Source organism: Pseudolysinimonas sp., assembly GCF_051954455.1.
In the GTDB taxonomy this organism is placed as follows: domain Bacteria; phylum Actinomycetota; class Actinomycetes; order Actinomycetales; family Microbacteriaceae; genus Pseudolysinimonas.
On record NZ_JBQCHS010000024.1, the window covers coordinates 89,239 to 101,708 of the forward strand.

The following is a 12,470-nucleotide window of genomic DNA, read 5'->3' on the forward strand; positions in this document are numbered from 1 at the left end:
TCGGCTGGCCGGGTCGCCCGGCTAGAGGGGGCGACCGACCCTCCGGCGCAGGCCGTCCGCGATCGCGTGCTCGTCGCCCGTCACGAGTTCCCCGCCGCGCACGACCCACCGCCCCGCGACCATCACGTCGCGCGGCCGCCGCCCGGGCGAGGCCCAGAGCAGGCCGGCGACCGGGTCGGCGACGCCCGCGTCCGCGACCCCCGACACGTCCCAGACGCACAGGTCGGCCGCGGCGCCCGGCCGCAGGTGCCCGAGCTCCGGTCGGCCGAGGCCGACGGCGGAGCCGGTGGTCGCCATCGCGAGCACCTCGCGCGCCGGCAGCTGCGGTCCGACGAGCGCGGAGACCTGCAGCGCCAGTCGCGCGTCCGCGAGCAGGTGTCCCGCGTCGTTGGACCCGCCCCCGCTCGTGCCGAGCCCGACGACGACGCCGGCCTGGCGGAGCGCCGCGACCGGCGCGATGCCCCAGCCCATCGGCACGTCGCAGCCCGGCGCGTGCGTGGCGCTCGCCCCCGAGACCGCGACCCGGGCCACCTCGTCGGGGGTCGGCTCGACGAGGTGGGCGATCGTGACGTCCGGCGCGAGCCACCCCCACTCGTCGAGCAGGTCGAGCGGGCGGCGACCGTAGCGCTCGAGGGCGATCGCGACGTCGACCTGCTCGTTCGCCTGGGTGCGGCGCCGCAGACCGTGCCGCGCGGCGATCTCGGCGAGCACCCGGAACGTCGCCTCGCCGTCGGAGTGGACGCCCGCCGGACCGACCGCGAGCTGCAGCATGCCGTCCGTGGTCCGCGCGGCGAGGGCGGCGACGATCGCCTCCGCGCTCTCCTCGACGACGTCGGGCGCATGGCGCGCGGACCCGCGGACGAAGACCAGCCGGCCCCCGAGCTCCCGCGCGGCGTCCGCCCCCGCGACGGCGATCCCGGTCGGGTCGCCGTCGGCCGGCCAGTTCAGCTGGTGGTCGGCCACCGTGGTGACGCCGTCGAGCAGACCCTCCGCGACGCCCGCGAGGGTCGTCACGCGGGCGAGCTCGGGATCCATCCCCGCGGCGGAATACGCGGTCGCCATCGCCGGCAACCAGGCCGCCATCGGCACGCCGCGCGTGCCGGGCAGCGTGCGGAAGGCCGACTGCAGGAGATGGTGGTGCGCGTTCACGAGCCCGGCGGTGACGACGCAGCCCCCGACGTCGAGCGTCTCGTGCGGGGTGGTGGACGGGTCGGCCGGCGCCGAGGCGACGACCGTGTCGTCGATCCACAGCTCGGTCGTGTCGGAGCCCGGGTCGCGGGCGTCGCGGACGATGGCGGTCGCGCCGGTCAGTCGCAGCATGAAACGAGCCTGACATCCGCATGTGTCAGCCTGATGTCGTGCTCGAGATCGCCGACCGCCTGCTCGCCCGGCTGGACGCCGGCGCGACGCTCGCGGTCGCGACCGTCGTGCGCGTCGAGGGGAGCATGCCGCGCACCGTCGGCACCTCGATGGCGTGGGACGGCGAGCACGTCATCGGCAGCATCGCCGGCGGCTGCGTCGAGGGCGCGGTCGTGGAGCTCGCGCAGCAGGTGCTCGAGGACGGGGTGGTGCGGTCGGAGCGCTTCGGCGTCTCCGACGACACGGCGTTCGGCTTCGGGCTGAGCTGCGGCGGGGTCGTCGGGGTGCGGGTCGCGCTGCTGCGACCCGACGACCCGGTCGTCCCGCGCCTGCGCGACGCGGCGGCGGGGAGACCGGCGCGGGTCGTCATCGCGCCCGACGGCCACCGCATCGAGCTGTGCGCCGACGGGGTCGTCGACGAGGTCGTACCGCCGGCGCGGATGATCGTGCTCGGCGCCATGGAGTTCTCGGCCGCGCTCGCCGCCGCCGCCCGCGCCGTGGGCTACCGCGTCACGATCGTCGACCCCCGAGCGCTCTTCCTCACGCCCGAGCGGTTCCCCGACGCCGAGCTCGTCGTGCGCTGGCCGCCGGAGCACCTCGTCGCGACGCCGATCGACGAGCGGACGGTCATCTGCGTGCTGAGCCACGACGACCGCTACGACGCGGAGGCGATCCTCGTGGCGCTCCGCTCGCCGGCGGCGTTCGTCGGCGCGATGAGCTCGCGGCGCACGCTCGAGCGCCGGCGGGCCGCGCTGCGCGAGCTCGGGGCGACCGATGACGAGCTGGCCCGGCTCCACGCGCCGATCGGCCTCGACCTCGGCGCCGTCACCCCCGCCGAGACGGCGGTCTCGATCCTCGCCGAGATCCTCGCCGCCCGATCCGGCCGCGCGGGCGAGTCCCTCCGCACCACGACGGGCGCCATCCACTCCGCCGGCTGAGGAGCGCCTCACCCGACGGGGTCCGCCAGACGCCAGAGCCGGTCGCGCGACATGGGCAGCTCGGTCGGCCGCACGCCGAGGGCGTCCCGGATCGCGTTCGCGAGCGCCGGGGCCACCGGGTTGTAGGGCGCCTCGCTCATCGACTTCGCGCCGAGCGGCCCGCGCTCGTCGACCGTGTCGGCGAAGAGCACCCGCAGTCGCGGGACGTCCGAGAACTTCGGGACACGGTAGGCGCGGAAGGCGGCCTCCACCACCTCGCCGTCGCGCACCCGCACCTCCTCCTGGAGGGCCGATCCGAGCCCCTGGGCGAAGCCTCCCTCGATCTGCCCGCGGAGCTGCTCCGGGTTGAGCACGCGGCCCGCGTCGGCGGCCTGGACGGCGTCGAGCACGCGCACCTCCCCGGTCTCGGGGCGCACGGCCACCCGGAAGCCCTGGGCGTTGAAGGCGACGTTGCGGTGCGCTCCGTCCGACCTCGCCGATGCCGCGCGCGGCCCGCCGTCGCGCAGCTGCGCCGCGAGCGTCGCCGCCGCCTCGTGCACCGCAGCCCCGGCGACGACCACGCCCGTCGACCCGTAGGCGCCGGTGTCGTGCCCGGCCACGTCGGTGTCCGACTGTCGGATGCGGATGCGGTCCGGCGTCGTGCCGAGCGCGGTCGCCGCGAGCTGCGCGTGCACCGTCGTCGAGCCGTTGCCGAACTCGGCCGTGCCGACCTCGAGCTCGTACTCGGCGCCGTCCGCGCCCCGCTCGTCGAGCGCGCGGATCCGCACCTCGGCGATATGGCCGCGCGGGGGGATGGTCGCGATCATCGCGAGCGCGATGCCCGATCCGATGCGCCAGCCCGACGCCGCGAGCTCCGCCGCCTCGGCCTTTCCGCGCCCCTCGGCGAGCGCTCCGGCGACGAGGTCGAGGCACTGCGTGCCGCCGTCCGCCCCGCGGTACTCGATGTCGCCCGGGTCGTCGTGGCTCGTGAGCAGAGGCTGGCCGGGCAGCACGACGTTGCGGCGACGCAGTTCCACGGGATCCATCCCGAGCTCCCGCGCGAGCTCGTCCATCGCCGACTCGACCGCGAAGATCACCTGGCCGAGGCCGTAGCCGCGGAAGGCGCCCGCCGGCGGGTTGTTCGTGTAGACCGAGTGCGCATCCACCCGCACGTTCGCGCATCGGTAGACCGCGATCGACTCGTGCACCGAGTGATACATCACCCCGACGCCGTGGTTGCCGTAGGCGCCGGTGTCCATCCGCTGGTCGACGTGCACGGCCGTGAGCCGCCCGTCCGCGTCGGCCCCGAGCGTGACCCGCACGCGCATGGGATGCCGCAGCGGCGCCGCACGGAACTCGTCCTCGCGCGTGAACTCCCATTGCACCGGCTGCCCGGTCGCCAGCACCGCCAGCCCGACGACCCCCTCCGTGAGCATCTCCTGCTTGCCGCCGAACCCGCCGCCGACCCGGGCCGTGAAGACCCGCACGCTCCCGGGTTCGCGACGCAGGATTCGGGCGAGCTCGTCGCGCACGAGGTACGGCACCTGGGAGGAGGTGCGCACGACGAGGCGCCCGTCGTCGTCGAGCCAGCCTCGGCTGGCGTGGGTCTCGAGAGCGGCGTGCGTCACGCGGCTCGTGCGCCAGGTGCCGGTGACCGTCGCGGCGGCGGTCGCGAGGGCGGCCGCGACGTCGCCGCGCTCCTCGTGGACCTCGGCGACGGTGTTCCGCTCGGGCGCGGCGGCGCGCGAGTCGGCGCCCAGCTCGGGGTGCACGAGCGGCGCGCCCGGCGCGTCGGCCTCGTCCGGGTCGAGGATCGCGGGCAGCGGCTCGTACTCCACCCGGATGAGCTCCCGTGCGCGCTCCGCGAGCCCGATCGAGTCGGCGACCACCGCCGCGACCCGTTGCCCGCGGAACCGCAGGACGGGGTCGAACAGCAGGGTGTCGTCCGGGTCGTCCAGGCGGTTCTGGTGGCGGCCGGTGGAGTGGAGGACGCCGGGATCGTCGCGGTGCGTGAGCACGGCCTGCACCCCGGGCAGTGCGAGGGCCGCGCTCGCGTCGATCGCGACGATGCGGGCGTGCGGATGCGGGCTGCCGAGCACCGCCAGGTGCAGCAGCCCGCCGGTCGTCGCGACATCGTCGAGCGTGTACGGCTCGGTGCCGGTGACGACCCGCCGGGCGGCGGGGGCGGCGAGCGAGCGGCCGGCGGCGTCGCCGGCGGGCGCGGTCGTCTCGACGTTCGCGACGCCGTGCAGCGCGTCCTCGATCGCCCGGTATCCGGTGCAGCGGCAGAGGTTGCCCTTGAGGGCGTGCGGCAGGTCGGCGAGCTGCTCCGCGTCGAGCGCCGAGGCGGTCACGACCATGCCCGGGGTGCAGAACCCGCACTGGAACGCCGCCGCCTCGACGAAGGCCCGCTGGACCGGGTGCGGATCCCCCGGCGTGCCCAGGCCGGCCGCGGTCACGACCTCCGCGCCGTCGACCCGGTGCGCCGGCACGAGGCACGAGTGGGTCGGGCTCCCGTCGAGGAGGACGGAGCAGGCGCCGCAGTCGCCCGCGTCGCATCCCTTCTTGACGCTCGTGATCCCGTGCTCCCGGAGGAGGGTGCGGAGCACCTGCCCGGGCCGCGGCTCGGCCTTGAGCGGCGCCCCGTCGACGGTCAACCGCACGCTCATGCCGCCAGCTCCTCGCGCAGCTCCTCCGCCAGCAGGCGCGCCATGGCGTGCCGCCAGTCGGGGGCGCCGTGCGGATCGTCGAACCACTCGCCGATCGCATCGACGGCGTCCGCGAGCTCCGCCGCGGTGGGGATGCCGGGGAAGAGGAGCCGGTGCGGGCGCGGCGTCGCGGCGGTGACGGTCGCGGTGAAGCCCGCGTCGTCCACGGTCGCGACGACCACGGCGCCGGAGCGGCCGAGCTCCGCGAGCGAGATGCGTCGGAGCGCCGAGCGGGCCCGGAGCGCGGCGGCGGGCACCTCCAGCGCCCGCAGGACCTCGCCGGGGGCGAGCGCGGTGGTGCGGTCGCCCGTCACCAGCTCGGCGACCGGCTCGCGGCGCTCGCCGCCGTCCGGCATCCAGATGAGGGCGTCGGCGCCGAGCCCGGCGAAGAGGGAGGTCATCGGTCCGGCCGGGAGCGCGAGGCAGATGTTGCCGCCCACGGTCGCGACGCGGTGGATCTTCCACGAGCCGAGGAGCGCGTCGACCGCGGGCGCGAAGAGCGGATGCCCGCCGGCGGCCGGATCCGCCGTGGCCAGCCGCTCGAGCGTGCAGGTCGCGCCGACCCGGAGACCGCCGTCCGGCAGCGGCTCGAGCGCGGGCCAGCCGAGCCCGGTCAGGTCGACGAGGCCCCGCACGCCCGGCTGCGGCTCCGAGTAGAGCCAGGTGCCGCCTGCCAGCACGCGCTCGCCGGGCGCGAGGGCGAGGTCGCCGCGCCCGCGGGCGACCCGGACGCTCTCGACGTCGACCAGATCCATGTCGAGGGAGTCAACATCACCCATGTGTCGGCCACGTAACACCCGGGTCGGGTCGCCGCGGCGAGGGCGCCGGGGCGGCGATGCGAGGATGGACGCGTGGCCCGCCCGACCGACCCCGAGCCCGGGGACGACGACCTCGACGCCGAGGCGCTCACCTGGGCGGGCGACGAGGAGCAGGGGCGCGCGCGTCCGCGGCTCGCGGAGCCGGACGCCGACGCGGTCTCGACGCTCGAGGCGGCGGGCGATGACGACGAAGCCCTCGACGAGGACGACGGCCCGGCTCCGGACGTCGCGGGCAACGTCGCGATCGCGCTGTTCGGCATCCTCTACCTGGCCGTCACGGTCGGCTGGATCTACTCGGTGCAGCTCGCGACCACGCCGCCGGGCGGATTCCCCGGGCCGGTCGTCTGGCAGTTCGGCACCTTCACCGCGATCATCGGCGCCCCCGTCTGGTTCGGCGCGGTCGTGGCGCTGACGCGCGGACGGATCGGGCTCCGGCTCGGCTGGTTCGCGCTCGGCCTGGGCCTGCTGCTGCCCTGGCCCGTCATCCTGGAGCTCGCCGGATGAGCGACGACGCCCTCGAGATCGCACCTCCCGCGTCGCGCGTGACGACGTGGGTCACGGCCGTCGTGTTCGCGGTCCTGTTCGCGGCGCCGCTCTTCTACGCCGTCTCGAACCTCGTCGAGTACCCGGCCGTGGTCGGCGGCCGGACGCCGTGGTGGTTGCTGATCCTCGGGGTGATCGCGCCGGTCGCGCTCTACGTCGGGGGTCTGCTGATCGGCCGTAGGAGGACGCCGGTGCTGCGCCTCGTCGTGCTGGCGGCGGCCCTCGGGGCGGCCAATGCGCTGACGATCGCCGAGATCGCGATCGCGCCCTTCCTGCTCGCCTGAGTCAGCGGAGCGCGCCGGCGAGCGGCGCGGTCGCGACGAGGACGACGGCGATGAGCACGAGCTGGAGGAGGAGCCGCGGCGTGTAGGCGATGGCCGCTCGCCCGAAGCGGCTCGGGTCGGCGGCGGCGACCGCGTTCGCCGGGAACACCGCCACGAGGAACACGACGAGCGCGATCCCGGTGACGAACCGCAGGAGCGGCCAGGGGATCAGGAGGCCGGCCGCGGCCGCCAGCTCGCAGACCCCGGTCGCCGCGACCAGCGCCCCGCGCCACCGCCGGAGGCGCGGGGGGATCATGGCTCGCATCCCGCGCGCGACGGCGGGCACGAAGTGCCCCACGCCCATGCCGGCGAACGCTACGGCCAGCGCGATCCGGAGCACGAGTTGCACGATCGCGAGTGGGTCCACGTGGTCATGGTGCCACTCCGCGCGCCGGTAGGCTGTGGGGCACCCCTTGCTCGCCGACGTAGAGGATCCTCCGTGGCCAAGCCGGTCGTGCTGATCGCCGAAGAACTGTCGCCCGCCACCGTCGAGGCCCTCGGGCCCGACTTCGAGATCCGGTCCGTCGACGGCACGGACCGTCCGGCTCTGCTGGCGGCGCGCGCCGACGCGGACGCGGTGCTCATCCGGTCGGCGACCAAGATGGACGCGGAAGCCATCGGCGCCGCCGCGCACCTCCGGGTCATCGCCCGCGCGGGCGTCGGTCTCGACAACGTCGACATCAAGGCGGCGACCACCGCCGGCGTCATGGTCGTCAACGCGCCGCCCTCGACCAGCGGGAGCGCCGCGGAGCTCACGATCGGCCACATCCTCAGCCTCGCCCGGCACATCCCGGCCGCCCACGGCAGCCTCGCCGCGGGGGAGTGGAAGCGCTCCAAGTACACCGGCACCGAGCTGTTCGAGAAGACGCTCGGCATCATCGGGCTCGGCCGCATCGGCGCGCTCATCACCGCGCGCATGCAGGCGTTCGGGATGGAGGTCGTCGCGTACGACCCGTACGTGACCGCGGCCCGCGCCCAGCAGCTCGGGGTGCGTCTGGTGAGCCTCGACGAGCTCCTCGCCGAGTCGGACTTCGTCACGATCCACATGCCGAAGACGCCCGAGACGACCGGCATGATCGCGGGACCGCAGCTCGCGGCCATGAAGAGGACCGCCTACATCGTCAACGTCGCCCGTGGCGGCCTGATCGACGAGGCGGCGCTCGCGCAGGCGCTCCGCGACGGCGAGATCGCCGGCGCCGGCATCGACGTCTTCACGAGCGAGCCGCCCACCGACGACGTGCTGACCTCGGCCCCGAACATCGTCGTCACCCCGCACCTCGGCGCGTCGACCGACGAGGCGCAGGAGAAGGCCGGCGTCTCGGTGGCGCGGAGCGTGCGCCTCGCCCTCGGCGGCGAGCTGGTGCCGGATGCGGTCAACGTCGCCGGCGGCGCGATCGACCCGTTCGTGCGCCCCGGCATCGCCCTCGTCGAGAAGCTCGGCCAGATCCTTGCGGCGGTCGCCGGCCACGGCCCGCTCACCGATCTCGAGGTCGACGTGCGCGGGGAGCTCGCGGCCTACGACGTCAGCGTGTACCGCCTCGCCGCGCTCAAGGGCTACTTCACCAATCTCGTCACCGAGAGCGTGTCGTACGTCAACGCGCCGGTGCTCGCCGAGCAGCGCGGGATCGCCTCCACGCTGACGACGGCCGAGGAGAGCAAGGACTACCGCAACACGACGACGCTGCGCGGCGTCCTCGCCGACGGGACCTCGGTCGAGGTCGCGGGCACGCTGTCCGGCACGAAGATGGTCGAGAAGCTCATCGGCCTGAACGGCTACGACATCGAGGTGCCGCTGGCGGAGCACCACATCGCCATGTTCTACGCCGACCGACCCGGCATCGTCGCGGTCTACGGCAAGGAGTTCGGCGAGGCCGGCATCAACATCGCGGGCATGCAGATCGCCCGCCGCAGCGCCGGTGGCCAGGCCCTCTCGATCGTGACGGTCGACTCGCCGGTGCCGGACGAGGTGCTCGAGCGGGTGCGCACGGCGATCGACGCGGACGAGCTCCGCGAGATCGACATCGTCGAGGCCTGACGCCGTCCGCCCGGGGCGGACATGCGAACGCGCCGCCCGCCGGCTCGACACCGGGCGGACGACGCGTTCGCGCGTGCAGGCCTTACGGCATCGGGTCGACGTTCGTGGTGCTGCTGCGCACGCTGTTGCCCGTGGCGGGGTCGACCGCGGTGCGCTCGACCGTCGTGGCGCCGCGGCGGCGCATCATCGCGACGAGGCCGACGATGAACAGGACGGCGCCGGCGATCATGAGGATGATGCCGATGATCCACATGCTCACCCCCGGCACCGCGAACGAGACGCCGAACGCGAGAATCGCTCCGACGACGAACAGCAGGACTCCTCCGACGACCATGGTCAGCTCCTTCTTCCTGTCCGGATCCCGGACGTGGTTGCGGATGGGAAGGAAGCTATGGCCGCTGGATGAGAACGGCCTCATCTCCGGGGCGGGCGGCCCGCGGGGATAGGCTGGGACGATCGGACGACGCCCGGAATCACGGGCCTGTCGCCCTGTCTGGACGTCACCTGGGCGTTCGGTCGACCGCAACGGAACGGAGCCCGTGGACGTGACCCGCCGCATCGATCTGGCCGTCATCCCGGGGGACGGGATCGGGCGTGAGGTCGTGCCGGAGGCGGTCGCGACGCTGCGCGCGGCCGTCGGCGACGACGTCGACATCGACACGACGGAGTACCCCTTCGGCGCGGGGCACTTCCTCGAGACCGGCGAGATCCTCTCGGACGACGACCTCGCGACGCTGGCCCGGCACGAGGCGATCCTGCTCGGCGCGGTCGGCGGCGACCCGCGCGACGCGAGGCTCGCGGGCGGCATCATCGAGCGCGGCCTGCTGCTCAAGCTCCGGTTCGCGTTCGACCACTACGTGAATCTGCGCCCGACGCGCATCTTCCCGGGCGTGGCCTCCCCGCTCGCCCGGCACGGCGACGTCGACTTCGTCGTCGTGCGCGAGGGCACCGAGGGGCCGTACGTCGGCAACGGCGGGCGCTTCCGCACCGACACCCCCGCCGAGGTCGCCACCGAGGTGAGCATCAACACGGCGTACGGCGTGGAGCGCGTGGTGCGCTACGCCTTCGAGCTCGCCTCGCGCCGCCGCAAGCGCCTCACCCTCGTCCACAAGACCAACGTGCTGACCAACGCCGGCCAGCTCTGGAGCCGGCTCGTGCGCGCCGAGGCGGAGCGGCATCCCGAGGTCGAATGGGACTACCTGCACGTGGACGCGGCGACGATCTTCCTCGTCACCGACCCGGCGAGGTTCGACGTGATCGTCACCGACAATCTCTTCGGCGACATCCTCACCGACTTGGCCGGCGCCATCAGCGGCGGCATCGGGCTGGCGGCGTCGGGCAACATCAACCCCGACGGCGCGTTCCCTTCGATGTTCGAGCCCGTGCACGGATCGGCCCCCGACATCGCGGGGCAGCAGAAGGCCGACCCCACGGCCGCGATCCTGTCGACCGCCCTGCTCCTCGACCACCTCGGGATGCCGGAGCCGGCCCGCCGGATCGAGGGCGCCGTCACGGCGGACCTCGCGAACCGCTCCGCCCCCCGCTCGACGAGCGCGATCGGCGACGCGATCCGCTCCCGACTCTCCTGAAAGGCGCACCCATGGCGATCAACCTCCTCCCGATGGCGAACCAGGACCTGCTGTGGCAGGTCATCCCGAGCGAGGCCGCGAAGTCGGCCGAGGAGCGCGCGGAGATCCTGAAGGCGCCCGGATTCGGCAAGCACTTCACCGACCACATGGTCGACCTGTGCTGGTCGGAGCGCGGCGGCTGGCACCGCCCCCGGGTCATGCCGTACGGGCCGATCTCGATCGAGCCGGCCGCGGCGGTGCTGCACTACGCGCAGGAGGTGTTCGAGGGCCTGAAGGCCTACCGCCACGCGGACGGATCGATCTGGACCTTCCGCCCCGAGCAGAACGCCGCCCGCATGCAGCGCTCGGCCCGCCGTCTCGCGATGCCGGAGCTGCCGACCGAGTACTTCATCGACTCCCTCAAGCGGCTCATCGCCGTCGACGGCGCTTGGGTTCCGTCGGAGCCGGAGACTTCGCTCTACCTGCGCCCCTTCATGTGGGCGAAGGAGGCGTTCCTCGGCGTGCGCGCGGCGAAGAAGATCAACTACAACCTCATCGCGTCGCCGGCGGGTGCGTATTTCACGTCGGGCCCCGAGCCGCTGTCGATCTGGCTCTCCACCACCTGGACCCGCGCGGGTCACGGCGGCCTCGGAGCGGCGAAGACGGGCGGCAACTACGCCGCGTCGCTGCTGCCGCAGGAGGAGGCGTACGAGAACGGGTGCCAGCAGGTGCTGTTCCTCGACGCGCAGGAGGGCAAGTACCTCGAGGAGCTCGGCGGCATGAACGTCGTGCTCGTCACGAAGGACAAAAAGCTCATCACGCCGGACTCCGACTCCATCCTCGAGGGGATCACCCTCGACACGATCCTGCGGCTAGCCGCCGATCGCGGCTACGCGATCGAGCAGCGCAAGGTCTCGATCGACGAGTGGCGCACGGGCGTGGAGTCGGGCGAGATCGTCGAGGCGTTCGCGTGCGGCACCGCGGCGGTGATCACGCCCATCGGCGAGATCAAGAGCCCCGACTTCGGCATCTGGATGAAGGAGCCCGAGGGCGAGCGCGTCTCGATGCAGCTCCGCGCGGAGCTCCTCGACATCCAGTACGGCCGCGCCGAGGACCGCCACGGCTGGCTGGTGCGCCTCGACGCGTAACCGCTCCGCTCCTTGCGAGCGGTCACCCTGGCACGGTCCTCCCCAGCTCGCACCGTTCCGGGTTGACCGCTGATCGGGTGACCCGGCGCACGGCGACGGCGACGCCACGTCGATAGTCGACGGATGACCGGCCGCGTCGAACTCCCCGGGGAGCTCCCGGAGGCGTTCACCGTGCCGGAGGCGCGGGCGGCAGGCGTGTCGCGCGGGCGGCTCCGGGCGGGAGACCTCCGTCGGCCGTTCCGCGGCGGTCGGTCCCTCGTCGATGACCGCCTCACGGCGCTCCTGCCGCTGATGCGCGACGATCATGCCTTCGCCGGTCCGACGGCGGCGCGGCTCCACCGACTCCCCATCCCGAGGCGATGGGAACGGGATGATCGGGTGCACGTCGTGGCACTGACCGATCGGAGGATGCGGCGCCCCGGTGTGGTCGGAACGCGATCGGTCGTGGTCGGCGTCACCCGGGTGCGGGGGCTCCCGGTGCTCGATCCGGTGAGCACCTGGGTCTCGCTGAGCACGATGCTCGAAACCGACGAGCTCGTGGCGGTCGCCGACCGCATCGTGACGGGGGACCGCGACTCCGTCGCGACGGCGACCCTCGACGACCTGCGATCCGCTGTCGATCGCGTTGGTCGTCGTCGTGGCGTCGTCGGGCTCCACACCGCGTTGCCGTGGGTCCGCGTCGGAGCGTGGTCGCCGGCCGAGACGGCACTCCGGCTGCTGATCGTGCGTGCCGGACTCCCGGAGCCGGAACTGAACGCCGTCGTGCCGCTCGCCGACGGTGGAGTCGTCCGCCCGGATCTGTCCTGGGCGAGTCGGCGTGTCGCCGTCGAGTACGACGGCTCGGCCTTCCACGGGCGCGACCGATGGGATCGCGACGCCGCCCGGCATGAGCGGCTGGTCGACGCCGGGTGGCTCGTGGTCCGGGTCCGAGCCGACGACCTGTACCGGCATCCGGACCGTCTCGTGGCCCGCCTCCACGTCCGCCTCGCCAGTCGAGCGGTCACTCCGGCACGGTGACGAGGCCGCCGGACCGTGCGGGAGTGACCGCTCG

12 protein-coding genes are annotated in these 12,470 nt (G+C 74.0%); 7 read left to right on the forward strand and 5 right to left on the reverse strand.

Features of this window, described 5'->3' with window-relative positions; genetic code table 11:
• Nucleotides 1–21: 21 nt before the first annotated feature.
• Nucleotides 22–1,320: an amidohydrolase family protein gene (locus ACTHM3_RS11340; RefSeq protein WP_440406205.1), complete on the reverse strand. Its 1,299-nt coding sequence runs from the start codon at nt 1,318–1,320 to the stop codon at nt 22–24.
• A gap of 20 nt (nt 1,321–1,340) precedes the next feature.
• Between ACTHM3_RS11340 and ACTHM3_RS11345 the strand changes: the two genes are divergently transcribed.
• Nucleotides 1,341–2,297: an XdhC family protein gene (locus ACTHM3_RS11345; protein ID WP_440406206.1), complete on the forward strand. Its 957-nt coding sequence runs from the start codon at nt 1,341–1,343 to the stop codon at nt 2,295–2,297.
• Between the two features lie 8 nt (nt 2,298–2,305).
• Here the strand turns inward: ACTHM3_RS11345 and ACTHM3_RS11350 are convergent, their stop codons facing one another.
• Together ACTHM3_RS11350 and ACTHM3_RS11355 are read right to left on the reverse strand one after the other, a co-directional pair.
• The gene (locus tag ACTHM3_RS11350) at nt 2,306–4,945 is read right to left on the reverse strand and encodes a molybdopterin-dependent oxidoreductase (protein ID WP_440406207.1); all 2,640 of its coding nucleotides are present in this window, start codon (nt 4,943–4,945) and stop codon (nt 2,306–2,308) included.
• Nucleotides 4,942–5,739 (reverse strand): FAD binding domain-containing protein, encoded by a 798-nt coding sequence (locus ACTHM3_RS11355; protein ID WP_440406208.1) that lies wholly within the window; start codon nt 5,737–5,739, stop codon nt 4,942–4,944. Before ACTHM3_RS11355 ends, ACTHM3_RS11350 begins: the two co-directional genes overlap by 4 nt.
• A 96-nt stretch (nt 5,740–5,835) precedes the next feature.
• On the opposite strand from ACTHM3_RS11355, the gene ACTHM3_RS11360 reads away from it, so the two are divergent.
• A complete protein-coding gene (locus tag ACTHM3_RS11360) occupies nt 5,836–6,306 on the forward strand; it encodes a hypothetical protein (RefSeq protein ID WP_440406209.1) in 471 nt (156 codons plus the stop codon).
• Nucleotides 6,303–6,629, forward strand: coding sequence for a hypothetical protein (locus tag ACTHM3_RS11365; protein ID WP_440406210.1), 327 nt, complete (start codon nt 6,303–6,305; stop codon nt 6,627–6,629). The genes ACTHM3_RS11360 and ACTHM3_RS11365 overlap by 4 nt, the downstream gene beginning before the upstream one ends.
• 1 nt (nt 6,630) lies before the next feature.
• On the opposite strand, the gene ACTHM3_RS11370 is transcribed toward ACTHM3_RS11365, so the two are convergent.
• Nucleotides 6,631–7,035, reverse strand: a complete 405-nt coding sequence (locus ACTHM3_RS11370; protein WP_440406211.1) for a DoxX family protein — start codon at nt 7,033–7,035, stop codon at nt 6,631–6,633.
• A gap of 72 nt (nt 7,036–7,107) precedes the next feature.
• Here ACTHM3_RS11370 and serA point away from each other — a divergent pair, with 72 nt between their 5' ends.
• Nucleotides 7,108–8,703, forward strand: coding sequence for a phosphoglycerate dehydrogenase (gene serA / locus ACTHM3_RS11375; RefSeq protein WP_440406212.1), 1,596 nt, complete (start codon nt 7,108–7,110; stop codon nt 8,701–8,703).
• Nucleotides 8,704–8,785: 82 nt separating this feature from the next.
• Here serA and ACTHM3_RS11380 read toward each other — a convergent pair whose 3' ends face one another.
• Nucleotides 8,786–9,037: a DUF6458 family protein gene (locus ACTHM3_RS11380; RefSeq protein WP_440406213.1), complete on the reverse strand. Its 252-nt coding sequence runs from the start codon at nt 9,035–9,037 to the stop codon at nt 8,786–8,788.
• Nucleotides 9,038–9,248: 211 nt separating this feature from the next.
• Between ACTHM3_RS11380 and ACTHM3_RS11385 the strand changes: the two genes are divergently transcribed.
• From ACTHM3_RS11385 to ACTHM3_RS11395, 3 genes are all read left to right on the forward strand, one after another.
• Nucleotides 9,249–10,292, forward strand: a complete 1,044-nt coding sequence (locus ACTHM3_RS11385; RefSeq protein WP_440406214.1) for a 3-isopropylmalate dehydrogenase — start codon at nt 9,249–9,251, stop codon at nt 10,290–10,292.
• A 32-nt stretch (nt 10,293–10,324) separates the two neighbouring features.
• Nucleotides 10,325–11,419 carry a branched-chain amino acid aminotransferase gene (locus ACTHM3_RS11390; protein ID WP_440406248.1) on the forward strand — a complete coding sequence of 365 codons (1,095 nt, stop codon included), beginning with the start codon at nt 10,325–10,327 and terminating at the stop codon, nt 11,417–11,419.
• 123 nt (nt 11,420–11,542) lie between these two features.
• The gene (locus ACTHM3_RS11395) at nt 11,543–12,436 is read left to right on the forward strand and encodes an endonuclease domain-containing protein (RefSeq protein ID WP_440406215.1); all 894 of its coding nucleotides are present in this window, start codon (nt 11,543–11,545) and stop codon (nt 12,434–12,436) included.
• Nucleotides 12,437–12,470 lie beyond the last annotated feature (34 nt).